General features: G+C 74.5%; 26 protein-coding genes. 10 read left to right on the plus strand and 16 right to left on the minus strand.

Annotated features, from left to right (window positions below):
• Positions 1-46: 46 nt before the first annotated feature.
• Positions 47-1546 carry a flavin-containing monooxygenase gene (locus ACI79P_RS17810; protein ID WP_456582393.1) on the plus strand — a complete coding sequence of 500 codons (1500 nt, stop codon included), beginning with the start codon at positions 47-49 and terminating at the stop codon, positions 1544-1546.
• A 44-nt stretch (positions 1547-1590) separates the two neighbouring features.
• Positions 1591-2526 (plus strand): alpha/beta hydrolase, encoded by a 936-nt coding sequence (locus ACI79P_RS17815; RefSeq protein WP_456582394.1) that lies wholly within the window; start codon positions 1591-1593, stop codon positions 2524-2526.
• 44 nt (positions 2527-2570) lie between these two features.
• Here ACI79P_RS17815 and ACI79P_RS17820 read toward each other — a convergent pair whose 3' ends face one another.
• Both ACI79P_RS17820 and ACI79P_RS17825 read right to left on the minus strand, forming a co-directional pair.
• On the minus strand, positions 2571-3347 hold the full coding sequence (locus ACI79P_RS17820) for an esterase/lipase family protein (RefSeq protein ID WP_456582395.1): 777 nt from the start codon (positions 3345-3347) through the stop codon (positions 2571-2573).
• Between the two features lie 29 nt (positions 3348-3376).
• Positions 3377-3682, minus strand: coding sequence for a hypothetical protein (locus ACI79P_RS17825; protein WP_456582396.1), 306 nt, complete (start codon positions 3680-3682; stop codon positions 3377-3379).
• Between the two features lie 152 nt (positions 3683-3834).
• Here ACI79P_RS17825 and ACI79P_RS17830 point away from each other — a divergent pair, with 152 nt between their 5' ends.
• Complete coding sequence (locus ACI79P_RS17830; RefSeq protein ID WP_456582397.1) at positions 3835-4095, plus strand: hypothetical protein; 261 nt, start codon at positions 3835-3837, stop codon at positions 4093-4095.
• A 45-nt stretch (positions 4096-4140) separates the two neighbouring features.
• Here ACI79P_RS17830 and ACI79P_RS17835 read toward each other — a convergent pair whose 3' ends face one another.
• Entirely contained in the window at positions 4141-5328 is a 1188-nt protein-coding gene (locus ACI79P_RS17835) for an acyl-CoA dehydrogenase family protein (protein WP_456582398.1), read from the minus strand.
• Between the two features lie 158 nt (positions 5329-5486).
• Here ACI79P_RS17835 and ACI79P_RS17840 point away from each other — a divergent pair, with 158 nt between their 5' ends.
• Positions 5487-6524, plus strand: a complete 1038-nt coding sequence (locus ACI79P_RS17840) for an ion channel (RefSeq protein WP_456582399.1) — start codon at positions 5487-5489, stop codon at positions 6522-6524.
• On the opposite strand, the gene ACI79P_RS17845 is transcribed toward ACI79P_RS17840, so the two are convergent.
• From ACI79P_RS17845 to ACI79P_RS17860, 4 genes are all read right to left on the minus strand, one after another.
• Positions 6521-6670, minus strand: a complete 150-nt coding sequence (locus tag ACI79P_RS17845; RefSeq protein ID WP_456582400.1) for a hypothetical protein — start codon at positions 6668-6670, stop codon at positions 6521-6523. The two genes, ACI79P_RS17840 and ACI79P_RS17845, sit on opposite strands and share 4 nt — an antisense overlap.
• A 46-nt stretch (positions 6671-6716) precedes the next feature.
• Entirely contained in the window at positions 6717-8225 is a 1509-nt protein-coding gene (locus tag ACI79P_RS17850; protein ID WP_456582401.1) for a hypothetical protein, read from the minus strand.
• Between the two features lie 321 nt (positions 8226-8546).
• On the minus strand, positions 8547-10196 hold the full coding sequence (locus ACI79P_RS17855; protein WP_456582402.1) for an AMP-binding protein: 1650 nt from the start codon (positions 10194-10196) through the stop codon (positions 8547-8549).
• A 7-nt stretch (positions 10197-10203) separates the two neighbouring features.
• Entirely contained in the window at positions 10204-11172 is a 969-nt protein-coding gene (locus tag ACI79P_RS17860; RefSeq protein ID WP_456582403.1) for a cyclase family protein, read from the minus strand.
• A 154-nt stretch (positions 11173-11326) separates the two neighbouring features.
• Between ACI79P_RS17860 and ACI79P_RS17865 the strand changes: the two genes are divergently transcribed.
• Positions 11327-12616 (plus strand): hydroxyacid-oxoacid transhydrogenase, encoded by a 1290-nt coding sequence (locus ACI79P_RS17865; RefSeq protein WP_456582404.1) that lies wholly within the window; start codon positions 11327-11329, stop codon positions 12614-12616.
• Between the two features lie 6 nt (positions 12617-12622).
• Here the strand turns inward: ACI79P_RS17865 and ACI79P_RS17870 are convergent, their stop codons facing one another.
• The gene (locus ACI79P_RS17870) at positions 12623-13039 is read right to left on the minus strand and encodes a PaaI family thioesterase (protein ID WP_456582405.1); all 417 of its coding nucleotides are present in this window, start codon (positions 13037-13039) and stop codon (positions 12623-12625) included.
• Positions 13040-13156: 117 nt separating this feature from the next.
• Here ACI79P_RS17870 and ACI79P_RS17875 point away from each other — a divergent pair, with 117 nt between their 5' ends.
• From ACI79P_RS17875 to ACI79P_RS17890, 4 genes are read left to right on the plus strand one after another with little or no spacing between them, the layout of a single operon-like run.
• Positions 13157-13579 carry a hypothetical protein gene (locus ACI79P_RS17875; protein WP_456582406.1) on the plus strand — a complete coding sequence of 141 codons (423 nt, stop codon included), beginning with the start codon at positions 13157-13159 and terminating at the stop codon, positions 13577-13579.
• Positions 13576-14298 carry a hypothetical protein gene (locus ACI79P_RS17880; protein ID WP_456582407.1) on the plus strand — a complete coding sequence of 241 codons (723 nt, stop codon included), beginning with the start codon at positions 13576-13578 and terminating at the stop codon, positions 14296-14298. The genes ACI79P_RS17875 and ACI79P_RS17880 overlap by 4 nt, the downstream gene beginning before the upstream one ends.
• Entirely contained in the window at positions 14288-15685 is a 1398-nt protein-coding gene (locus tag ACI79P_RS17885; RefSeq protein ID WP_456582408.1) for a hypothetical protein, read from the plus strand. Before ACI79P_RS17880 ends, ACI79P_RS17885 begins: the two co-directional genes overlap by 11 nt.
• 7 nt (positions 15686-15692) lie before the next feature.
• Positions 15693-16178, plus strand: coding sequence for a hypothetical protein (locus tag ACI79P_RS17890; protein WP_456582409.1), 486 nt, complete (start codon positions 15693-15695; stop codon positions 16176-16178).
• On the opposite strand, the gene ACI79P_RS17895 is transcribed toward ACI79P_RS17890, so the two are convergent.
• Genes ACI79P_RS17895 through ACI79P_RS17915 form a run of 5 tightly spaced genes read right to left on the minus strand, consistent with a single transcriptional unit; the run spans position 16172 to position 19067 of the window.
• On the minus strand, positions 16172-16483 hold the full coding sequence (locus ACI79P_RS17895) for a phosphatase RsbU N-terminal domain-containing protein (protein ID WP_456582410.1): 312 nt from the start codon (positions 16481-16483) through the stop codon (positions 16172-16174). The genes ACI79P_RS17890 and ACI79P_RS17895 overlap by 7 nt on opposite strands.
• Positions 16480-16869 (minus strand): STAS domain-containing protein, encoded by a 390-nt coding sequence (locus ACI79P_RS17900; RefSeq protein WP_456582411.1) that lies wholly within the window; start codon positions 16867-16869, stop codon positions 16480-16482. Before ACI79P_RS17900 ends, ACI79P_RS17895 begins: the two co-directional genes overlap by 4 nt.
• On the minus strand, positions 16866-17777 hold the full coding sequence (locus ACI79P_RS17905) for an STAS domain-containing protein (protein ID WP_456582412.1): 912 nt from the start codon (positions 17775-17777) through the stop codon (positions 16866-16868). Before ACI79P_RS17905 ends, ACI79P_RS17900 begins: the two co-directional genes overlap by 4 nt.
• The gene (locus tag ACI79P_RS17910; RefSeq protein ID WP_456582413.1) at positions 17774-18853 is read right to left on the minus strand and encodes a sigma-70 family RNA polymerase sigma factor; all 1080 of its coding nucleotides are present in this window, start codon (positions 18851-18853) and stop codon (positions 17774-17776) included. The genes ACI79P_RS17905 and ACI79P_RS17910 overlap by 4 nt, the downstream gene beginning before the upstream one ends.
• 10 nt (positions 18854-18863) lie before the next feature.
• Positions 18864-19067, minus strand: a complete 204-nt coding sequence (locus ACI79P_RS17915; RefSeq protein WP_456582414.1) for a hypothetical protein — start codon at positions 19065-19067, stop codon at positions 18864-18866.
• A gap of 568 nt (positions 19068-19635) precedes the next feature.
• Here ACI79P_RS17915 and ACI79P_RS17920 point away from each other — a divergent pair.
• Entirely contained in the window at positions 19636-20091 is a 456-nt protein-coding gene (locus tag ACI79P_RS17920; RefSeq protein ID WP_456582415.1) for a response regulator, read from the plus strand.
• Positions 20092-20107: 16 nt separating this feature from the next.
• Here ACI79P_RS17920 and ACI79P_RS17925 read toward each other — a convergent pair whose 3' ends face one another.
• From ACI79P_RS17925 to ACI79P_RS17935, 3 genes are read right to left on the minus strand one after another with little or no spacing between them, the layout of a single operon-like run.
• Positions 20108-21073 (minus strand): sugar kinase, encoded by a 966-nt coding sequence (locus ACI79P_RS17925; protein WP_456582416.1) that lies wholly within the window; start codon positions 21071-21073, stop codon positions 20108-20110.
• Entirely contained in the window at positions 21070-21681 is a 612-nt protein-coding gene (locus ACI79P_RS17930) for a bifunctional 4-hydroxy-2-oxoglutarate aldolase/2-dehydro-3-deoxy-phosphogluconate aldolase (protein WP_456582417.1), read from the minus strand. Before ACI79P_RS17930 ends, ACI79P_RS17925 begins: the two co-directional genes overlap by 4 nt.
• Positions 21678-22433, minus strand: coding sequence for an SDR family oxidoreductase (locus tag ACI79P_RS17935; protein ID WP_456582418.1), 756 nt, complete (start codon positions 22431-22433; stop codon positions 21678-21680). The genes ACI79P_RS17930 and ACI79P_RS17935 overlap by 4 nt, the downstream gene beginning before the upstream one ends.
• Positions 22434-22457: the final 24 nt, after the last annotated feature.

Here is a 22457-nt window from a genome sequence, read left to right on the forward strand (position 1 = left end):
CTTACGTTCGCGGACGTCACGGTCGGGCACGGAGGGGACATCACGCATGACGGCGATCGCGCAGGAACCCGCCAGGACGTCGACGACCGAGCACGTCGACGTGCTCATCGTCGGTGCCGGGATCTCGGGCATCGGGGCGGCCCACCACCTCAAGGACCGCTTCCCGGGACGGACCTTCACCGTCCTCGACGCCCTCGACGACCGGGGCGGCACCTGGTGGACCCACCGCTACCCCGGCGTCCGGTCGGACAGCGACCTCTTCACCTTCGGCTACCAGTTCAAGCCCTGGCGCGGCGCCTCGATCGCCACCTCGGCCGAGATCCTGTCCTACCTCGACGAGGTCATCGCCGAGGACGACCTGGCCGGGAGCATCCGCTACCGGCACCGCGTGACCTCGGCGAGCTGGTCGTCGGCCGAGCGGCGGTGGACCGTGCGGGTCAGCCGCGAGGACACCGGCGAGGAGCTGACCCTCACCACCGACTTCCTGTGGATGTGCCAGGGCTACTACGACCACGGGCAGCCCTACCGGCCGGAGTGGCCCGGGACGGACCGCTTCCGCGGGGTGGTGGTGCACCCGCAGCAGTGGCCGGACGACCTCGACCACACCGGCAAGCGCGTCGTCGTCATCGGCTCGGGCGCGACCGCGGCGACGATCGTCCCGGCCATGGCGGAGACCGCCGCGCACGTGACCATGCTGCAGCGGTCCCCGACCTTCTTCTTCGCCCGTCCCCGGACGCACGAGCTCGCCGAGACCCTGCGCGCGCTCGACGTGCCCGACGACTGGACCCACGAGATCCTCCGCCGCGCCTACATCGCCGAGGGCGACGAGATCACGCGGATGTCGTTCGAGTCGCCTGACGAGCTGCGCGAGATGCTCATCGAGGCGATGCGTCCGCTGCTGCCGGAGGGCTTCGACATCGCCAAGCACTTCAGCCCGACCTACCGGCCCTGGCAGCAGCGGCTCGCCCTGCTGCCCGACGGCGACATGTTCACCGCCATCCGGGAGGGCAAGGCCTCGGTCGTCACGGACACGATCGACACCTTCACCGAGACCGGGATCCGCACCTCCTCGGGCGAGGAGCTGGAGGCCGACATCGTGGTGACCGCCACCGGGTTCGACCTGTGCCTCTTCGGCGGGATCGCGTTCACCGTGGACGGCGAACCGGTGGACTTCACCCAACGGGTCACCTGGCGCGGCACGATGATCAGCGGCGTGCCCAACATGGCGTACGTGTTCGGGTACTTCCGCGCGAGCTGGACGCTGCGGGCCGACCTGGTGAGCGAGCTCGTCTGCCGGCTCCTGGCGCACCTGGAGGAACGCGGCGCCTCCGTCGTCGTGCCCACGCTGCGCCCCGAGGACGCGGACATGCCGCTGCGGCCCTGGGCCGATCCGGAGAACTTCAACTCCGGCTACGTCATGCGCTCGGTGGACCGCATGTTCAAGCAGGGGGACCGCGAGCCGTGGACCCACCTGCTGGAGTACGCCCACGAACGGACGGCGTTGCCTGCCGTCGACCTCGACGACGGGTCGCTGGTCTACCGCTGACCGCCCGCCCCGCCCACTCCCACCCGCACAGATCTGGAGACCACGTGCCCGTCGACCCGCACATCGCCGCGATGCTGACCATGATGGAGGAGGCCGGGCTGCCGCCCATGTACGAAGGCACCCCCGAGGCCGGGCGGGCGCTCTACCTGGCGCTCACCCACGGCGCGCGCACCCCCGAGCAGCTGGTGCCGGTGGCCAGCACGGAGGACCGGACCGTCCCCGGTGCCGAGGGCGACCTGAAGGCCCGCGTCTACCGCCCCGAGGGTCAGGGGCCGTTCCCCACGGTCGTGTTCTTCCACGGCGGCGGCTGGGTGATCGGCGACCTGGACACCCACGACAACATGGCGCGCAACGTCTGCCGGGGCAGCGGCGCCGTCGTCGTCGCCGTCGATTACCGGCTCGCCCCGGAGCACCCGTTCCCGGCGGCGGTGGACGACGCCGTGGCGGCCGCCCGCTGGATCGCCGCCCACCTGGACGAGTTCGGCGGCGACCAGCGGCTCGGCGTCGCCGGCGACAGCGCCGGGGGCAACCTCTCCGCGGTCGTCGCGCAGGCCCTGCACGCCGACGGCACGCCGATGACCGCCCAGTTCCTCATCTACCCGGCGGTCGACGCCGAGGGCGAGTACCCGTCGCGGATCGAGAACGCCACGGGCTACTTCCTCGAGAAGGACACCATGGACTGGTTCTACGGGCACTACGCCGAGGGCTGGGACGACGCCATGGACCCGCGGCTGTCGCCGCTGCACCACGGGGACCTCTCCGGGCTCCCGCCCGCGGTCGTCGTCACGGCCGAGTACGACCCGCTGCGCGACGAGGGCGAGGCGTACGGCGAGGCGCTGCGCGCGGCGGGCGTGACCGCCGAGGTCCTCCGCTACGACGGCATGATCCACGGCTTCTTCGACATGGGCACGATCTCGCCGGCCGCCCACAAGGCGATCGAGGAGTCCTGCGCCCGGTTCGCGGAGCTGCTGCACCGCTGAGGGGACGACGCGGCGGAACCCCTGTCCCGGTTCCGCCGCGCTCCTCACGCCTCCGGGAACAGCGCCCGCAGGCCCAGCCGCGTGGGCCGCTGGAACGGCCGCCAGGCGCCCCGGGGCTGCGCCAGCCGGTCGGCGACGATCCACAGCACGGCCGGGTCCACCCCCATGCCCAAGTGGCTCGCGTGCACGGCGACGTTCTCGCTGGTCGGTCCCTCCTGCTGGAGGCAGGTGCGCCAGTCGACGACGCCGTCCCACCGCGAGTAGACCGAGGTGCTCGGCACCGGTAGCGGCCGGGCGGGGCGCACGTCCGGCACCGCCCGCAGCCGCCGGAGCTCGCCGTAGGTTCCGGCGCGCGTGCCGGCACGGCGCGGCCGGGAGGTGACGGCGGCGAACGGGGAGCCGAGGGAGACCACCTGCCGCACCAGACGGGGCGAGCGCTCGGCCAGCCGGCGGGCGAAGATGCCGCCCAGGCTCTGCCCGACGATGCTCACCGGGCCTCCGTGCTCGTCGGCGAGCCGCCGCACCAGGTCGCGGACGCCGTCCACGACCTCCGGCCGCGGCCCGTGGTTGCGGCCGAGGTCCCAGCCGACGGCCGGGTAGCCGAGGCGGCCCAGCCAGCGGCGCAGCGTCCGGGTGGAGACGTCGGAGGCCAGCCACCCCGGCAGGACGACGACCGGGTGCGGCTCGCCGCGGGGGGCCCACCGCAGCAGCGGGGTCCCGGCGGCGAGCGCACCCGCGCTCATCACGGCGCGGACGGGCTCGGTGAGGGCCAGCAGGTCGTCGGTGCGGGCGGCGCGGGGGCGCCCGGACGGAGTGCTCACCCGACCTGCATGCCCGCGAGGCGCAGGTGTCAGTCGCCCGGTGGGAGCACCCGGGGCACGAACACCTCGTCGATCGGCCGCGGGCCGACGTACTGGCGGCAGGTGCACGGCACCCAGCTGTGCCCGGACCAGCGGCCGCGCTTGTCGTAGGTGTCCCGGCGCAGCTCGGCGTAGCAGGTGTTGGTCCCGGTGTCGTGCTGGCTCAGGGTGTGCCCGCAGCCGCACAGCGGCGTGACCGGTGGGGGCGGGGCGCTGCCCCGGCGGCGGCCCATCCGGCCGGCGAGGAAGCCGGCGCCCAGCAGCCCGGCGCCCACCAGCAGGCTGATCGGATCCATCTGCGTGCACCTCCCGCGCGAGGCCTCCGACGGTAGCGCGCGCGGGCCGTCCGCACCGGCGTGCGGGTGGGGCCTCGCGTTGCGCCCGACCCGGAGCCGTATTCGCCCGATCGAGGGGATTGAGCGGGAGTGATCTGGGGCACGTGTGACCCGTGGACACGTACGCCGTGGGATTCGCCCGACCCGACCGCTGGTCGGCCGGGCAGCGGACCGAGCAGAGCTACCCGTGGCACGCCGTCGAGGCGCACCGCCCGCCGGCCGAGCTGGACGGCGAGGTCGAGCTGGCCGTCTGCGGCGCCATCGTCCAGGTCTGGGGCTCGCAGAGGTGGGAGCGCGTCGGCGTCGGCCGCACCGGTTGCCCCGAGTGCGCGCGCATCACCGCCGTCGACAACCGGCTGACCTCCGCCCGCTGAACCCGGGAGCTGCTGACCGGGCCGGCCGCAGCCGGCCCGGTCCGTTCAGCGCTTGTCGGGCTTCCGGCCGCTGATCGCCGACAGCCCGGTGATGGCGCGCCCGACGATCAGCGCCTGCACCGAGTCGGTGCCCTCGAAGGTGAAGACCGCCTCCATGTCGGCGTGGTGCCGGGCGATGTGGTGGTCCAGGAGGATGCCGTCGCCACCGAGGATGTCGCGGGCGTCGGCGACGATCGCCCGGGCCTTGGCCGCGTGGTTCATCTTGGCCAGCGACGCCATGGCCGCGGTCATCCGGCCGGAGTCGGCGAGCTTCGACAGCCGCCAGCACATCAGCTGCATCGAGGTGATCTCGGCGAGCATCCGCGCGAGCTTGTCCTGGACCAGCTGGAACCCGGCGATCGGCTGGCCGAACTGCTCCCGCCGCAGCGCGTGGGCCAGCGCGAGCTCGTAGGACGCCGTCGCCAGCCCCAGCGCCCGCCAGGCCACGGTGTACCGGGTCCGGTCGAGCATCTGGGAGACGTCCTTGAAGGAGTGGCAGTTGGCCAGCTTGTTCTCCGCCGGCACCCGGACGTCGGTCAGCGTGATCTCCGCCTGCCACACCGCGCGCAGCGCCGTCTTGCCCGTCATGACCGTGGCCTCGTAGCCCGGCGTGCCCTTCTCGACCACGTAGCCGCCGACCGCGCCGTCCTCACCGCGCGCCCAGATGATCACGTAGTCGGCGATCGAGCCGTTGCCGATCCACTTCTTCTGCCCGTTCAGCACGTAGGCGTCGCCGTCGCGGCGGGCCGAGGTCTCCAGGGCGACGGCGTCCGAGCCGTGCGCGGGCTCCGTGAGGCCGAAGGCGCCGATCTTCTCCAGCCGCGCCATCTCCGGCAGCCAGCGCTCCCGCTGCTCCTCGTCGCCGAGCACGGCGATCGACTGCATCGCGAGGAAGCTGTGCACCCCGTTGAACGTGCCGATGCTGCCGTCGGCGCGGGCGAGCTCGGCGGCGACGAGGCCCGCGGCGACGTTGCTCATCCCCGGGCAGCCGTAACCCTCGATGGTGCCGCCGACGACCCCCACCCCGGCGAGCTTCTGCGCCATCTCGAACGGGAAGTCCGCGCGCTCCCAGTAGTCGTTGATGTGCGGTGTGACCTCGGCGTCGCAGAAGGCGCGCACCCGGTCGCGGAGCTCGATCTCGGCGGGCTCGAGCAGGTCCTCGATGGCGTAGAAGACTGGGCTGTCGACGGTCACGACCCCGAACGTACGGCGAACCGGCGGATGCTGCCCCTCGTGCAGCGTGCTACCACGCATCGACCGGCAGAGGTGCCGGCCGGACCGATCGGCGCGGTGCTGGGGGCGGGTCTGCCGCGGTAGCTTGCGTCGTCCCGGTTCCCGCCCCAGGAGCTCCGTTGCCGTTCTTCGTCCACTTCGCCCGGTTCGTCCGGCTGCGCCTGAGCGGCTGGCGGCTGCCGCTCGCCGTCGCGGCGTTCGTCTTCCTCTCCAGCTGGCTGGCGATGGCGCTGGTCGAGCCGGCGGACGGCGGGATCACCGCGCCGGGCACCTACTGGTGGTACTTCCTCGTCACCGCCGCGACCGTGGGCTACGGCGACGTCTTCCCGAGCTCGACCGGCGGCCGGTTGATCGGCGCCTACGTGATCGTGGGCGGCATCGTCACCCTGACCCTGCTGTTCACCCAGCTGTCCGAGGCCCTGCAGTCGCTGCGGGGCCGGCGTCTGAGAGGTGTGGTCCCCCTGGACATGTCCGACCACGTGGTGCTGCTGGGCTACTGGCCCGGGCGCACCGAGCGGATCGTCGCCGAGCTCACCGCCGAAGGGCGGACCCAGGTGGTGCTCTGCGCCTGGGACGAGGTCGGCGAGAACCCGATGCCCGACGTGCCGGCGGTGCACTTCGTCCGCGGCGACCTCACCCACGAGGACGTCATGCGGCGGGCGTGCGTGCCGGCGGCCCGGACGGTGGTCATCGACGCCCGGGACGACAACGAGACGCTCGCCGTCGCGGTCGCCGTCGAGCACGCCCGGCCGGGGGTCCACCTCGTCGCCGCCCTGCGCGACCTCGAGCGGCGGGAGACGCTGAGTTACGTCAGCGCCGGGGTGCAGGCCGTGCAGTGGCACATGCCCTCGCTGCTGACCGAGGAGGCGAACGACCCCGGGATCACCCAGGTCTACAGCGAGCTGATGACCCACGGCGGGCGCAACACCTACTCGCTGACGGTGCCGCGGGGCTTCCCGCACGGCACGTTCGGCGAGTGCCAGCGCCACTTCGGCGCAACCTTCGGCGCGACCGTGCTCGCGGTGCGCGGCCCCCAGGGGCTCGCGGTCAGCCCGCCGTGGGACACCCCGCTGGAAGCCGGGACGACGCTGTACTACGTGGCCGAGGGCCGCATCCCCGCCCGGCAGCTCACCGGCGGGGCCCGCTCCCAGGCCTAGGCGGGGTGGCCCTCGAGGTCCCCCTCGTCGCCCTGCGGCGCCTCGCGCGGGGCGCTCTGCGCCTCCAGGGACGCCGCCATCTCGGGCGACTCCTGCTCCAGGGCGATGTCGCGGGGCTGCGGCGTCTCGGGCTCCGGCGTCGTCATGCCCCCACCCTGCCGCAGCGCACCCCGCCCCGCTGCCTCACCAGGCTCACAGCCAGGCCGGGCGGAAGACCACGGTGCCCGACCGCGCCGGCACGTCCAGCACCACGGTGCCGGTGACCGCGGCGGATGGCGCCAGCGGACCGCCCGGGAAGGCCGCCGCGCCGGTGTCGCAGGAGCCGGCCGGTGCGCCGCCGGTGGCCACGCTCCCGTCGTCCCCGACCAGGCGGAAGTCGCCGGGCCCCACGCTGCGCTCCCCACCCAGGGCGGCCAGGTCGGCGCCGGTGGTCACCGTGATGCGGACGGCCACCAGCGTGCCGATGCCCGCGACGACGGAGCTGTCGGCGCAGGACGCGCCCGGGAGGACGTGTTCGACGGTGACGGTGAGGGCGGAACCGCCCGCGGGGTCGGGCACGTCCACGGCGGATCCCGGGACGATCACGACCGGCGGCGGCTCCACCGGCGCCGGCTCGACCGGCTCGGCGGGCGGCGGCTCCTCGACGGGTGGCGGTGGCTCCTCGACAGGCGGTGGCTCCGTGACAGGCGGTGGGTCCGCGGCCGGGGGTGGCTCCACCGGGGGTGGGTCGGTGGGTGTCGGGTCGGCCGGCGAGGGGGCCGCGGGCGTCGGGTCCGTGGGTGTCGGGACGGCGGGTGTCGGGACGGCAGGTGTCGGGACGGCGGGCGTCGGGTCCGTGGGTGAGGGGGCCGCGGGCGTCGGGTCCGTGGGTGAGGGGGCCGCGGGCGTCGGGTCCGTGGGTGAGGGGTTCGCGGGCGGCAGGGTGGTCGCCGGTGGGGTGGTCGCCGGGGACGGCTGCACCGAGGAGGACGGTCCGGACGGCGGCAGGGTGGTCGCCGGTGGGGTGGTCGCCGGGGAGGGCTGCACCGAGGAGGACGGTCCGGACGGCGGCAGGGTGGTCGCCGGTGGGGTGGTCGCCGGGGAGGGCTGCACCGAGGAGGACGGTCCGGACGGCGGCAGGGTCGTCGCCGGGGCCGTGGACCCGGCGGGCGGTGCCGGGTGGGTGGGCGGCGCGACGGCCTGGTCCCGGGACTCACCGCGGTCCGCCGCGGACGGGGGCGGCGCGGTCGTGGGCGCCGCCGGCGCCGCGGAGGGGCCGGGGACCGAGTCGAGGCCGAGTTCGGCGTCGAGGGCGGCGTCGACGGCGGCGTCGAGGGCGCGCTCGGCCGATGGCACCGCCTTCCGGACGGAGCTGACGGAGACGGCGGGGGAATCGGCGACGGGGGCGGCCGCGGCGGGCGCGCCAGGGAGGAACCAGTCGGCGGAGCCGGGAGGGAGCGCACCGATGGTCGGGATCACCAGCGGCCCCATGCCGGCGCCCTCGGGCAGGACCCAGGCCTGCGGGTCCACCCGGTCGTCGGATGCCACCTCCACGGCACCGGCCACCGGCACCGGCGCCCCGAACCCGGTCAGGGCGAGCAGGGCCGCGGAGCCCACGCCGCCGGTCATGGCGGCCAGCGCACGCAGCCGGCGGCGGGCCAGCAGCTGGGCCTGGTACCGGGCCAGCGGCGACGGCGGTGGTGCCGACCGAGCCGGGACCACGCGCCGACGCACCGGCGGTGCCACCGGCCGGGCGGCGGAGGGATCGCGCGGGAACGGCGTCGGCCGCCGTGGCCCGCAGCCGGCTCCGGGGGCAGGGGAGACGGACCGCGGGTCGCCGTCCGGATCGGCTCCAGGCGCCGGCGGGGGCGAGGTGGTCATCGTCATCACCGCCAGGGTCTGCGAGCCGGGGGAACATCCGGGGAGGAGTGGTCGAACGCTAACCGGCGGCACGGCGTCCCGGAGCTGGTCCGGAGTCGGAACCGATCCGTTCACCCACTCTTGGGGGTCCGGCCTGCCCCCAGGCCGGGTCCACCCGCCCGCCTACCGTCCCCGCAGCTCACGGCGGAGGATCTTGCCGGTGACCGTCTTGGGCAGTTCGTCCACCAGCTCCACGCTGCGCGGGTACTTGTAGGCGGCCATCCGCTCCTTGCAGTGGGCGATCAGCTCCTCCGGCGTGGTGCTCGCTCCCGGCTTCAGGCTCACGAACGCCTTGACGGTCTCGCCGCGCTTCTCGTCGGGGACCCCCACCACCGCGGACTCGCGGACGGCCGGGTGCTCGGCGAGGACGTCCTCGACCTCGCGGGGCCAGACCTTGTAGCCGGAGGCGTTGATCATGTCCTTCTTGCGGTCGACGATGAACACCCAGCCCTCGGCGTTCATGAAGCCGACGTCACCGCTCTTGAGCGCCCCGCCGGGCAGCCCGGCCGCGGTCTCCTCGGGCTTGCCCCAGTAGCCGGCGACGACCTGGGGGCCCTCGGCGACGATCTCGCCCACCTCGCCGAGCGGCAGGTCGCGCCCCTCGTCGTCCTGGATGCGCACGACCGTGTTCGGGGCGGGCACCCCGACCGACAGCGCGCCCGACACCGGGTCCACCGGGGACGGCGACCCGAACGGGGTCACCGTCATCGGCGAGGTGGTCTCGGTCAGGCCGTAGGCGTTGTGCACCTGCTTGCCGGTGGCGGCCAGGAAGTTCTGCTCGGCGGTGGGGGAGATGGCCGCCCCGCCGGAGTAGAGGGAGGTGAACGAGGCGAAGTGGTCCTTGCTGAACCCCGGGGCGTTGAGCAGCGCGGTGAAGGCGGTGATCGCGCCGATGGTGAAGGCCGGGCGGTGTTCGGCAAAGGCGTCGAGCACGACCTGGGGCTCGAACCGGTAGGCCAGCACCAGCGGCGCCGGCACCAGCAGGCTGACCGCGATGTGCCCGATCAGCCCGGTGATGTGGAACAGCGGGGCGACGCCGAAGATCGCACCGTCCCGGCCCGCGTGCACCCAGTCCCGGTACACCTGGGCGGTGAAGACGACGTTCCGGTGGGTGTTCATCGCACCCTTGGGCACGCCCGTGGTGCCCGAGGTGTAGGTCAGGAACGCCACGTCGTCGGAGCGGAGGCCGACCGGCGGGGGCACCTGGCCGCGGTGGACGGCGACGAACTCGGAGAAGTCCGTCGTCCCCTCGTGGCGCTGCCGGGTGGTGCCCGCGAACAGCCGGTCGTCGTCCCGGGTCTGGAACTCCAGCTCGCTGGTGGTGAGCACCAGGCGCACACCGGTCGAGGGGACCACCTCGCGAGCCACCTGCTCGTAGAGGGTCTCCAGCGACAGCAGCACCGTCGCGCCGGAGTCCTCCAGCAGGTAGGAGAGCTCGCGGGCCCGGCTCATCGGGTTGATCGACACCATGATCCCGCCGGCCTTCCAGGCGGCGACCATGGCGATGACGAACTGCGGCACGTTCTGCAGGTAGACAGCCAGCCGGTCACCCGGCCCGAAGCCGCGGGCCAGCAGCCCGACGGCTAGGGCGTCGCTGAGCTCGTCGAGCTCGCGGCGGGTGATGGCCCCGTCGAAGTACCGCAGGGCCACGCCGTCGGGGTCCCGCTCGACGCCGGCCCGGAACATCTCCAGGGCGGTCTCGAACTCGATCGCGTAGTCGGCCGGCTGGTCGCCGTAGAGCGCCAGCCAGGGCCGCTCGTCGTAGGCGCTCATGGGGGCGCTACTTGATGACGACGGGGTTGACCGGGGTGCCGGCGGCCTTGGCGACCTTGAGCGGGGCGGCGACGTAGAGGAAGGCGTACTGCCCGTCCTCGGCGCAGTCGGCGGCCAGCGCCTCCAGGTCGGCGATCTCCGTGAGCGTCACGCCGAGGTTGCGCATGAGCGCGTTGTGCAGCACCAGGGCCACCCCGTTGTTCGGGTCGAAGGTGACCTCGTTGGCGATCGTGTCGGTGACCAGGTTCGGTATCTCCATGTCCTGGAACCACTGCACGAGCTCGGGGGAGTAGACCAGCCCCGGCTCGTTGAAGCCCTCGTAGAACGCCTCGCCCTGCTCGTGGAACAGCTGCAGGAAGTTGGTGCGGATGACCAGGATGTCACGCTTCTCGATGGGCGTGCCCTGGGCCTCGGCGCAGGCGACGAGGTCCTCGTGGGTGAAGGTCTCGCCCTTGTCGAGGGTGGCCTTGCCGCGGAAGCGGGCCATGTCCAGCAGGACGGCCCGGCCGACGACGCCGCGCTGGGCGATCGGCTCGACGCTGGCCTTCTCCAGCCCGCCGACGGTGGTGCGGGCGTCGTAGCCGTTCCAGATCTTGCCGTCGTACCAGAGGTGGCCGAGGGCGTCGTACTGCGTCGAGCCCTGCAGGTAGGCGTCGATCTTGTCGTCGGCGTAGTGCAGCCCGCCGGGGTAGTCGGCTCCCTTGCCGCCCTCGTCCCAGTCGCTCTCGTCGAGCACCTGGGTGCGGACGGCGGGGGTGCGGCCGGGCCAGACCGGGTCGCCCTTCGGGTCGCCGATGAGCCGCTGCAGCGTGAAGACCTTGCCCGAGCGCACGAGCTTGACCGCGGCGAGCACCTGCTCCGGCCCGAGGTAGTTCAGCGCGCCGACCTCGTCGTCGGGCCCCCACTTGCCCCAGTTGGTCGGCGCGTCCTTGAGCAGCTCACCGAGGTACGGCGCGGTCGCGGGGCTGTCGGTCACAGGTGCCTCCAGGGGATGGGCGGAGACCCGTCCGTCGGACGGGCGGGGCAGTGCCTGGGAGTGTTCGCCGGTGTGGTGCCAGCCACAACCGGCGTGCAACATTCGGTGCAACCGCGCACCGCCCGGAGCGCCGTCCCAGTCCCAGGGAGACCTCGTGACCAGCACCGTGCCCGGCAGCCCCGAGTCCGTCTTCACCTACGGGGCGCCGCAGCTGAAGTTCGGCAACGGCGCCTCCGACGAGATCGGCTTCGACCTCAGCCGCTTCGGCGTGCGCCGGGTCCTCGTCATCACCGATCCCGGGGTGGCGGCCACCGGGCACCCCCAGCGGGTGGCCGACCAGATGGCGCAGTTCGGCATCGAGGCCCGGGTGTTCGACGGCGTCCACGTCGAGCCGACCGACGTCAGCCTGGTCGCCGCCATCGAGGAGGCGCGGTCGTCGGGGCCCTGGGACGCGTTCGTCGCCGTCGGCGGTGGGTCGAGCATCGACACCGCGAAGGCGATCAACCTGCTCACGACCAACCCCGGCGAGCTCATGGACTACGTCAACGTGCCGGTCGGCAAGGGGCAGGCGCCGCCCAACCCGCTCAAGCCCCTGGTGGCCGTCCCGACGACGACGGGCACCGGGGCCGAGAGCACCACGATCTGCGTGATGGACGTGATCTCGGCCCGGGTGAAGACCGGCATCAGCCACGCCCGGCTCCGGCCGACCCTCGCCGTCATCGACCCCGACCTCACCCGCAGCCAGCCGGCCGGGGTGACAGCGGCGTCGGGCATGGACATCCTCTGCCACGCGCTGGAGAGCTACACGGCGCGCTGGTACACCACCTACGAGCACAAGTCGCCCGATCAGCGGGTGCCCTACTGCGGCTCGAACCCGATCTCGGACATGTGGTCGGAGAAGGCGATGAGCCTGCTGGCCGGGTCGTTCCGCACGGCCGTCCGCAACGGCGACGACACGCAGGCCCGCGCGGAGATGGCGATGGCCGCCACCTTCGCCGGCATGGGGTTCGGCAACGCCGGGGTGCACATCCCGCACGCCAACGCCTACCCGATCGCCGGGCAGGTGAAGGACTTCCACCCCAAGGACTACCCGGCCGGCGAGGCGATGGTGCCGCACGGGATGTCGGTCGCGCTGACCGCCCCCGAGGCGTTCCGCTTCACCTTCGAGGCCTCGCCGGAGCGGCACGTCCGCGCCGCCGAGCTGCTCGCGCCCGGTGCCGACCGCCCGTCGGACGCCGCGGAGTTCCTGCCCACGGTGCTCGCCGACCTGATGCGCGACATCGACATCCCGAACGGCGTGGGCGCGGTCGGGTTCGGCGAGGGCGACATCCCCGACCTGGTCGACGGCGCGATGAAGCAGCAGCGGCTGCTCGCCACCTGCCCGCGCGCGGTCACCGAGGACGACCTCGCCGGCATCTTCCGGCGGTCGCTCTCCCTCTGGTGAGGCGGCTCAGCGGGGGGCGACGACGGTCTTGGTGACCTGGCCGGTGGCCACCAGGACGCCGTCGACGGTGGCCTCCGCCCGCATGAACGCGACCGCCCGGCCGCGGCGCAGCACGGTGGCGGTGACCTCCACGGCGGAGTCGGCGCGGACCGGCCGCAGCAGCGATGCGGAGACGTCGTGGGTGACCGCGTGCTCGCCGTCGCCGAGGTGGGGGAGCAGCGCCAGGAACGAGGCGACGTCGAGGAGGGCGTAGACGACGCCACCGTGCAGCATCCCGGCCGGGTTCTGGGCGGCCGGGCCCACCGGGAACCGGATCCCCGCTGCCGGATCGGCGTCGTCGCGCAGCTCGACGCCGAGGAACCGGTGCAGCGGGATGTCGAGGACTGCCTGCACGAGGGCACGGGGGACGGGGGCGTCGGTCACCGGGTCAGCATCCATCAACAGCTCCGGCGGCTGCCCACAGGCCCGGCCCGAGGGCCGCGGGGAGGGCGCCCACGTTCCTAGGCTCCGCCCTGGTGAGGGGACCGGGAGGAGGCCGAGGTGGGCGGGTACGGGGATCCCCATGCCCTCGACGGGCTGGCCGACGAGCTGGCCGGACGGGCGAGGGCGGTGCGCGCGGCGGGGGAGGAGCACCGGCGCGCGGGCGCCCGCACCCGCTGGGTGTCCGACGCCGCCGAGGCGTACCGGCAGCGGCACGCGCGGGACTGCGCGGACGTCGACGCCGCGGCCGACGCGATCGAGCACGCCGCAGGCTTGCTGCGCCGGCACGCCGACGAGGTGCGCTCCCGGCTGGCGGCGATCGCGCGCGCCGAGCGGTCGGTCCGCTCGTGGCTGGCCGACCAGGCCGCCCGGGGCGGCGACCTGCTCGAGGAGCTCGGCGACGTCGTGGCGGAGCTGCCCGAGGCGGGCGCCGACGCGTGGCGCACGGAGTCGGCCCGGCTGAGCAGCGCCGGCCTGTGGTGAGCGTCGCGGCCCGGCGGCTGGCCCTCCCCGCCGCCGGGTGGGCCGTCCTCGCGGCCGGCCGGCTGCCCGGTGCGCCCCGGGCCCTCGCTCCCGCAGCGCTCGGGGCCGCCGAGCGGGAGGCGGCCACCACCGCGCTGCTCGCCGACGGGGTGCTGGCAGCGCCCGGGGACGGGCCGGTGCGACCGGTGCCGGCGGTCGCCGCCGACCTCGCGGTGCTCGCCCGGCCGCTGCTCACCGTGCGCCTGGAGGTGGCCGGGCCGGTGGGGGAGCGGGCAGGGTGGTTCGCCCTGGGCGCCGGGGTGGTCGTCGGCGTGCTGTCCCTGCCCGGGGGCGGGGTGGAGCTGTCGGTGGCCCCCGCCGCGCGGCTGGGTGCGGAGCTGGCGCGGGCCGTGCCCGAGGTCGGGGCGGTGACCGGCGCACCGGCGGCCGGTGGGGTCGCCGCGCCCTCGGGTCGCCTCCCGGTGACGGAGCTGGACCGCGAGCTCGGGCGCCGGACGGGCGGGGCGCTGGACTGCCTCGTCCTGGGCCGCGTCGGCTCCGGCGCGGGGGCGGGGCAGGTGTCCTGGCTGGCGACCGACGCCGGCTGGGTGGGGCTGCGGCCGTGCCTGGGGGAGGCGCCGGCTCGACTGGTCGACCTCGTGCCCGTCCAGCCGGCAGACCTGGGCAGCTGGATCGCGCCCACCGTGGCCGCGCTCCTGGAGGCACCCGGTGGGCGCTGAGATCGAGGTCCGCGGGGGAGCGGGCGGGGTGGAGGCCGACCTCGCCGATCTCGCTGCGCTGGCGGGCGGCAGCCTGGACCTCGGCGAGGCGCTGGCCGCCACGAGCGCGGCCTGCCACGCGCTGCTGCTGGATCCCGACCTGCTCGCCTCGGCGGTGCTCGACCCGGCCGGCGTCGCCCGGTTCCAGGCCGCGCTGCTGGAGGCGCTGGACGGGCCGGGTGGCCTCTCGGCGCTCGCCGTCACGTTCGCCGCGCGGGCGGCCACGCTGCGGGCGGCGGTCGAGGCCTACGCGGCCGCCGACGCCGCCCTCGCCGAGCTGGCCGACGACCTGCACTGGGCGGCCGGCTTCTTCCCCGAGGTCACCGGCAGCGCCCTCCTGGTCCTGGGTGCCGGGCAGCTCCTCACCGATCCGGGCGGCACCGTGGCGGAGGTCCGGGAGCTCGCCGACGACCCCGAGCGCTGGCTGACCGAGCACCCGGGCCTGGTCGACCACGTCGTCAACGCCGCTCCCGGCACCGCCTCGCGGCTGGGCCTCACCACCGGCGGCCTGCTCTCGCCGTGGCTCGGCGGGGGCGACGTCCGGTCGGCGGCCGCCCGCCTGGGGCGGCTGTGGCCCGACGGCGTGCCGGTCGTGCAGGACCGCCCGGACGACGTCCGCGCGGCGGCGGTCCGGCCGCCCCGCGGGGCCGCCGACCTGCTGGCGGCCCTCGACCTGCGCTCGGAGGAGTCCGGCCCCGCGCGCGACCACATCGGCGTCCGGGTGCTGACCCGCGCCGACGGCACCACCGCCTACGTCGTCGACATCCCGGGCACGCAGGACTGGGACCTGCCCGGCGGCCCGGTGAACCCGGCGACCCACGACCTGGGCACCAACGTGCGGGTGCTCGGCGGCGACGTCACGACCCGGCAGCGGGCGATCGCCGAGGCGCTGCGGCGGGCCGGCGCCGGGCCCGCCGACCCGGTGATGCTCGTGGGGCACAGCCAGGGCGGCATGGTGGCCGCCCAGGCGGCGCACGACGCCGGCACCGCCGACTTCCCCTACGACGTCCGGTGCGTCCTCACCGCGGGCTCGCCGATCGGCCGGGTGGCGGTGCCGGCCGGGGTGCAGGTGCTGGCCCTGGAGAACGAGCACGACGTCGTCCCCCACCTGGACGGGCGGGACAACGACGACGACGCGAACGTGACCACGGTGACCTTCGACCGCCGGAACGGGAGCCTCGGCGCCGACCACGGGCTCCGGAACGCCTACCTGCACGGCGCCCGGTTGGTCGACCGCAGCGCGGACCCCTCGCTCGCGGCCTACCGGGCGGGCGCGGCACCCTTCCTGGCCGGGCCCGGCGAGGACATGACCGTCGTGGCCCGCGTCTACTCGATCAGCAGGGGGTGAGCGGTCCGTGCGCTGCTCGGGACGAGCCGGGCGCCTGCTCGTGCGCGCGGCGGTGCTGCTCGCCGTGGCCGGCTGCTCCGGCGCCGGTGGCGGAGGTGGCGGTGGCGGTGGCGGTGGTGGCGGTGACGGTGGCGGCGGTGGCACGCCGCCGGCACCACCGCCGGACGCCGCCGCGATCGGTGCCGCGATCGAGGACGAGCTGCTGGCCCGGGACGACGTCGCCGCCGTCGAGGTCCGGTACAAGGACACGGCGACCGACCCGGCGAGCGGCATCGTGGACGTCACCGCGGAGCCCGGCGCGGATGCGCCCGCCATCCGCGACGAGGCAGTGCGCCTGGTGTGGCAGAGCTCCCTGCAGCCGCTGTACTCGATCGGGGTGAACGTCGTCGACCCCGAGGAGCCGGTGCGGGGGCTGTCGGAGGTGGTCGACCTGCTGGACGCCGCCGACCGGGCGCCGCTGGAGGAGCGCTTCGGCCCGCGCCCCGGTCAGTGAGGAGACCGCGGGCGCCCCCGGCCGCCCGGCGGCCGGCGCTGCGACATGTCGAAGCTCGCGACGACCTCGAGGAGGAAGTCCGACGCGGCCTCGGCGACCGCCTGCACCTCCTCGGGCCGGGTGGTGCCGAGCACCTCGATGAGGACGTCGTGGTGGACGCGGATCACCTCGAGCAGGCTGATGCCGGCGGCCAGGGCCGACCGCCCCAGCTCGTAGCCCGCGTGCAGCGAGGACTCGCGCCGGTGGCCCAGGTGGCGCAGGAAGGCCGCGCGGTGGTCGCGGCGCAGGTCCTCGAGGGCCGTCACCTGGTGAGGCCGACCGTGGGGGTCCCGCGGCCGGCCAGGCGTTCGAGCCCCTCCTCGAGGTCCAGGGCCGTCTCCAGCGTGCCGGTGTCCATCCCGAGCCGCACGATGACGAACGCGACGTCGGGCTGGATGCCGACGACGACCGTCCGCGCGCCCCGCAGCCGCGCCATCTCGGCGATGTCCCGCAGCATGCGGGTGGCGAACGAGTCGAGGACGTCCAGCGCCGCGAGGTCGATGATCACCCCGCGGGCGCGGTCACGTCCGATGCGGTCGACGAGGTCCTCGCGGAAGCGCTCGAGCTGCGAGTCGTCCAGCGCGGTGTGGATCGAGGCGATCAGCGTCGGGCCCTGCTTGAGGATGGAGAACAGCCGCGGCCCGGAGCTCATGGCCCGATCGACCCGTCGCGGTGCACCGACGTGTACCCGAGCATCCGCTCGGCCTCCTCGAGCCCTCCTTGCAGGTCACCGACGGTGTCCATCTTGCTCAGGTCGACGCCGATGGTCACCAGGGTCCGGGCGATGTCCGGCGACAACCCGGTGATGATCACGTTGGCCCCCATCAGGCGGGAGGCGTCGACGGTCTGGACGAGGTGGTTGGCCACCGTCTGGTCGATCGCCGGGACGCCGGTGATGTCGATGACGACGACCTTGGCGCGGTGCGTGCGGATGCCGCTGAGCAGCTGCACGGTCAGCTGCTTGGCGCGTTCGCTGTCGAGCACCCCGATGATCGGGAGGATGAGCAGCCGCTCCCGGACGGGCAGGACCGGCGTCGAGAGCTCGAGGATCGCGTCCTGCTGCTGCCGGATGACGCGCTCCCGCTCGTCGACGAAGCTCACCGCCACGGTGTTCGCGATGCGGTTGGCGGCCGGCTCGTAGGCGTCCAGGACCCGGTTGAGCAGGGCGAAGTCGCGCTGGTACTTCTCGAAGAGCGAGCGGGCCAGCACGTCGCGCAGGAGCAGCACGATGCCGACCACCTCGTGCGTCTCCACGCCCCTGGGGATGATCCGCTCCGAGAGGTCCCGCGCGTAGTGCTGCAGGGCCTCCACGCTGCCGGTCTCCAGCACCTCCACGTAGTTGTCGTAGACCGACGTGGTCTCCGCGGCCACCTCCTGGTTGGTCATGGCCTGGAGCAGGTGCGCCTCGCCGATGCGCGTCGTCCACTCCTGGCGCAACCGGGTGCGGTGCTCGCGCAGGTGCGCGACGAGCTCGGGGAGCAGGACCTCCTCGTCCCCGGGCCTCCCCGACGATGCGGCCTCGGAGACCCTGGTCGCGTTCTCGTCCTGGCTGCCGGTCATCGCTCTCCCCACCACTTCGTCATGGTCACGGTGGTGCCGCGACCCACCTCCGACACGACCGTGAACTCGTCCATCAGGCGCCGGGCGCCCGGCAGGCCCAGGCCCAGGCCCGCGTAGCTGCTGAAGCCGTCCTGCAGGGCCTGCTCGACGTCCGGGATGCCCGGGCCGACGTCGCGCACGACGACGCGGATCCCGCGCCGCGGCTCCTCGAGCACGTCGACGACCACCTCGCCGGCCTCGGCGAACCGCACGACGTTGCGCGTCACCTCGGAGACGGCGGTGGCGATCACCGTGAGGTCGGTCGGGGGGAACCCCATCCGGGCCGCCACTTCGCGGGCCGCCTGCCGGGCGGCGACGACGTCGGCGTCGGCCCGCACGGGGACGCGGACCTCGTCCTCCCGGGCCCGGCCGCGCTCCATGAGGGGGCCGCTCAGCCCGGCGCAGAAGTCGCACCCGAGCAGGTGCATCGCCGCGTCGATCTCCCGCTGCCGGCGCCGGTCGCCGCTGGAGAGGGCGAGCAGCACCGGCCGGCACCGGTCCGTCGGCGGGTCGGCCATCTCCAGGGCCAGCAGGTACTCCACGCGCAGCCGCGCCCGCGTGCGGTTGAGCTGGGCGGCCACCGCGCCGGCCGTCGAGCCGAGCTCGGCGGCGAGCGAGCGGGTGTCCTGCCCGGCCACCTCGTGGGCCAGCAGGGTGACCCGCTCCCGGTCGCCGAGCCGGCGCAGCGCGGCGCTCACGGCGTCCCGGTCCTCGCGCGCCAGCACGTCCTCGTCCGGTGCGGCGGAGGGGTGGAGATCGACGACGCGGTGCTGGTTCCGCCGCTGCCGGTCCTGCTCCCGCCACAACGAGGTGACGACGTTGCGCGCGGTGACGATCGCGTAGGGCTCGAGCATCCCCGGCTCGATCCGTCCGGCCGCGGCCAGCACGCGGGCCAGCGTCTCCTGCACCAGGTCGTCCACGGTGGCGGCGTCCCGGACCCGGGACGCGACGATCCGCCGGACGAGCGGCACGAGCGCCATGAACTCGACCGACCCCGGTCGCTCCTCCTCGGAGCCAGCCGGCCCCGCGGCTGCCATGGGCCGGACGCTACAACCGGCGGACGCGCACCGCCTCCCCTCCCGCGCGCGGCTCGGGCCGGGCTTCGGCCGGGGGCGCGAGGAGCCGCTCTCCCAGCGAGCGTCGCTCACCGGCGCGCTCGCGCAGCAGCGACGCCAGCACCGGGCTCGTGGCCTGATCGGCGCGGCGTTCGAGGATCTCGGCGGTCACCAGGTGCCCGGCCGCCCGTCGCATCCGCGCGAGCCGCCGGAGCCGCTCCTGGCGCTGGGGCGGTCCGTCCTGGAGTCCCGCGGACCTGACGCGCACATGCTGGCCCGTGGTCATGGCACACCTCGAATTCCTCGCGGTTCCCCGTGCACCGGTGAGGACGCGGCGACGCGCACCGCATGACGCGCACGTCCAGGACGACGCGACGAGGGGCGGATCCCGCGTCATCCACCAGGGATCCGCGCCTCTTCTCCACTGCGGGCCACCGTCGGTCCTGCCCTGACCCCGCAGGGGACGGCGGTGGATCCGCCTGCGCCGTGCCGTTCGCGCCGACCGGTGCCGCGTCATGCGTCGCGTCCCGCCGCGTATCAGTCGGAGAGCCTCCGGCGCGGGGCGGACGGGAGGCGGGGGCGTGACGAGAGGGGGAACCATGCGCCACCGCTCCGGTGCCATGACGCTGTGCGGATCCGTCGGGCGCGGAGGGAGGCCGGTGACGGCGACCGGGCGCGGCCCGGCCCTGCACGGCAGCCGGGAAGGCGCGCACGCGGTCCGCGTGTTCCGTGATGCACGGGTGGCACGGAAGGCGGGACGAGAGGTGTCCGAGATCCGGGTGGTGGTCGTGGACGACCACCCCTTCCTGCGGGAAGCGCTCACCGAGCTGCTCGAGGCGGCCGGCGGCATCGCCGTGGTCGGGCAGTGCGCGGACGGGACCGAGGTCGCCGACGCCGTGCGGCAGCTGCGCCCCGACGTCCTGCTCTTGGACCAGCAGATGCCCGTGATGGACGGTCTGACGGCCGCCCGCGGTGTGCGGACCGCTCACCCGGAGGTCCGCATCATCTTCCTCACCGGCGGCCTCGACCCGGCCAGCGTCCGCGAGGCCCGGGCGATCGGCGCAGCCGGCTACCTGCTGAAGGACGACGATCCCGCCGAGCTCTCCGGTCACATCCGGACCGTCGCGGCCGGCGGCTCGGCGTGGCACCCGCGCGCCGCGGCACTGCTCGGCGACGAGCCCGGGACGGCGGACCCCGAACCGCCCGCCCCGGGAACGTGACGCCGCAGAGAGTTCCTCAGCGCGAGACGGGGTCGCGGTGACTCGCGTCGAGCGAGGCGAGGTCGAGCCGCGTCGGCGCGGCCTCCCAGTCGCCCTCGGTCAGGCAGGCCAGCGCTCCGCAGCGGTTGGCGGTGTCGAGCCGATCGACGAGGTCGTCGCCTTCGACCAACGAGGCGAGCCAGCCCGCGACGAACGCGTCGCCTGCACCGACCGTGTCGACGGCTGACACCCGGAACGCGCCCTGGCGCAGGCGGTCGCCGTTCGCGGTCGCCGCGATCGCGCCGTCTCCGCCGAGCTTGACCACGGCCTGTCGGGCACCCAGCGCGAGCATCGCGTCGAGCTGCCGCTCCGGGTCGCTCTCCCCGGTGAGGAGCTCCGCCTCGTCGTTGCCGGCGAAGAGCAGATCGGCGCGTTCGGCGAGAGCCAGGTAGCCGCATCGCGTCTGCTCGACGTCATCGACCAGCGTTGCGCGGTGGTTCACGTCGAACGAGACCAGCGTGCCGCTCTCGCGGGCGAGGTCAGCGGCGTGCATCGCGGCGTCCCGAGGCCCCTCGCCCAAGGCCACCGAGATCCCGGTCAGGTGCAGCACCTTCGCCGAGGTCACGACGTCGGCCGGGATGTCGGCCGGTGACAGCCGGCTGCCCGCCTGTTCGCGCCGGTAGTAGGTGATGCGGCTCGCGCCGGGGCGGGCGCGCTCCTTGAGCATGAGCGCGGTTGCCACTGCCGACTCGGTCGCCGCGTGCACGGCGACACCCTCGGCGCGCAGTTCACGCATGATCATCGCTCCGACCGCGTCGGCGCCCAGGCGACCGATCCATGCGGCCGAGCCGCCCAGCCGGGACACCCCGATCGCGACGTTGCTCTCCGCGCCACCGAAGGTCAGCCGCATCCGCTCGCCGCGCAGGAGGCGCCCTGTCTGCTCGCCGACGAGCAGGCCGAGGCTCTCACCGACGACGACGACGTCGGCGGGGGAGGCGCTCACCCGGCCACCTCGACGGCCTCGCGGGCGCGTGCGGCGACGGCCTCGCCGCCCGCCTCCGCGGCCTGAGTGATCCAGCTACCGCTCACCGCGAAGACGCTGGCGCGCGAGAGGTAGTCGGTGAGGTTGCCGGGCGAGACGCCGCCCGACGGCATGAACCGGATGTCGCGGAACACCGACGCGTAGGCGTCGATCAGCGACAGCCCGCCGAACACCCCGGCCGGGAACAGCTTCAGCCGTGTGAGCCCGGCGGCGCGGGCGCTCTGCACCTCGGTGGGCGTGATCACGCCGGGCACCATCGGCACGCCGGTGTCACTCGCGAAGGCGACGACCTCGAGGTCCAAGCCGGGACTCACGAGGAACTGCGCGCCCGCGTCGACGGCCGCCCGGGCCTGCTCGACCGAGAGCACGGTGCCCGCGCCGACGAGCAGGTCGGCGCGCTCGGCGAGACGCCGCACCGCCGTCATGCCGAACTCGCCTCGCAGCGCCACCTCGACCACGGGCAGCCCGCCGGCGACGAGACCCTCGCCGATCGCCTCGATCGTGTCGGGGTGCGAGACCGAGGCCAGCGGCACGACTCGGTGGGTGAACAGCGGGTCGTCTCCACTCATCGCCCGAGCCAGCCGCCGTCGACCGGGAGGGTCACCCCGGTGACGTAGTCCGAGGCGGCCGAGGCGAGGAACACCGTCGCGCCACCGAGGTCGCTCGGCTGGCCCCAGCGCGCGGCGGGGATGCGCGCGAGGATCGCCTGCGAGCGCTCGGGGTCGTCGCGCAGCGCCTCGGTGTTGTCCGTGGAGATGTAGCCGGGGGCGATCGCGTTCACCGTCACGCCGAGCGGCGCCCACTCGTTGGCGAGCGCCTTGGTGAGCCCCGAGATGCCCGACTTGGCCGCGGCGTAGCCGGGGACGTTGATGCCCCCCTGGAAGCTGAGCAGGCTCGCGGTGAAGATGACCTTGCCGCGCCCGCGCTCGATCATCGATGTGCCGATCTGCTGCGTGAGCACGAACTGGCTGTTGAGGTTCACGTCGAGCACCTCGTCCCACCACTCGACGGGGTGCTCGGCGGCGGGGGCGCGGCGGATGGTCCCCGCGTTGTTGACGAGGATGTCGGTGCGTCCGGCGACGTCTGCGCCGAAGGCGGTGACGGCCTCGCGGTCGCGGAAGTCGACGCGGTGCCCCTCGAACTCGCGGCCGAGCTCGCGCACGCGGCGGCCGATCTGACCGCCGTCCTCCTCCTGGCCGGCGGAGGCCGCGATGATGTCGGCACCCGCGACCGCGAGGGCCTCGGCCATGGCGAACCCGATGCCGCGGCGCGCTCCGGTGACGACGGCGGTGGTGCCGGTGAGGTCGAACATCGAGGTCATGCTGGTGCTCCCGTCTGAGGGTTG

The organism is Blastococcus sp. SYSU DS0510, assembly GCF_054050835.1.

Excerpts from the sequence above, each read along its gene's own strand:
- ACI79P_RS17810 (WP_456582393.1), top strand. The coding sequence starts at position 47 with ATGACGGCGATCGCGCAGGAACCCGCCAGGACGTCGACGACCGAGCAC.
- ACI79P_RS17825 (WP_456582396.1), bottom strand. The coding sequence starts at position 3,682 with ATGGATCCGATCAGCCTGCTGGTGGGCGCCGGGCTGCTGGGCGCCGGC.
- ACI79P_RS17845 (WP_456582400.1), bottom strand. The coding sequence starts at position 6,670 with ATGACGACGCCGGAGCCCGAGACGCCGCAGCCCCGCGACATCGCCCTG.
- ACI79P_RS17855 (WP_456582402.1), bottom strand. The coding sequence starts at position 10,196 with ATGAGCGCCTACGACGAGCGGCCCTGGCTGGCGCTCTACGGCGACCAG.
- ACI79P_RS17900 (WP_456582411.1), bottom strand. The coding sequence starts at position 16,869 with ATGAGCTCCGGGCCGCGGCTGTTCTCCATCCTCAAGCAGGGCCCGACG.
- ACI79P_RS17905 (WP_456582412.1), bottom strand. The coding sequence starts at position 17,777 with ATGACCGGCAGCCAGGACGAGAACGCGACCAGGGTCTCCGAGGCCGCA.
- ACI79P_RS17910 (WP_456582413.1), bottom strand. The coding sequence starts at position 18,853 with ATGGCAGCCGCGGGGCCGGCTGGCTCCGAGGAGGAGCGACCGGGGTCG.
- ACI79P_RS17915 (WP_456582414.1), bottom strand. The coding sequence starts at position 19,067 with ATGCGACGGGCGGCCGGGCACCTGGTGACCGCCGAGATCCTCGAACGC.
- ACI79P_RS17930 (WP_456582417.1), bottom strand. The coding sequence starts at position 21,681 with ATGAGTGGAGACGACCCGCTGTTCACCCACCGAGTCGTGCCGCTGGCC.
- ACI79P_RS17935 (WP_456582418.1), bottom strand. The coding sequence starts at position 22,433 with ATGACCTCGATGTTCGACCTCACCGGCACCACCGCCGTCGTCACCGGA.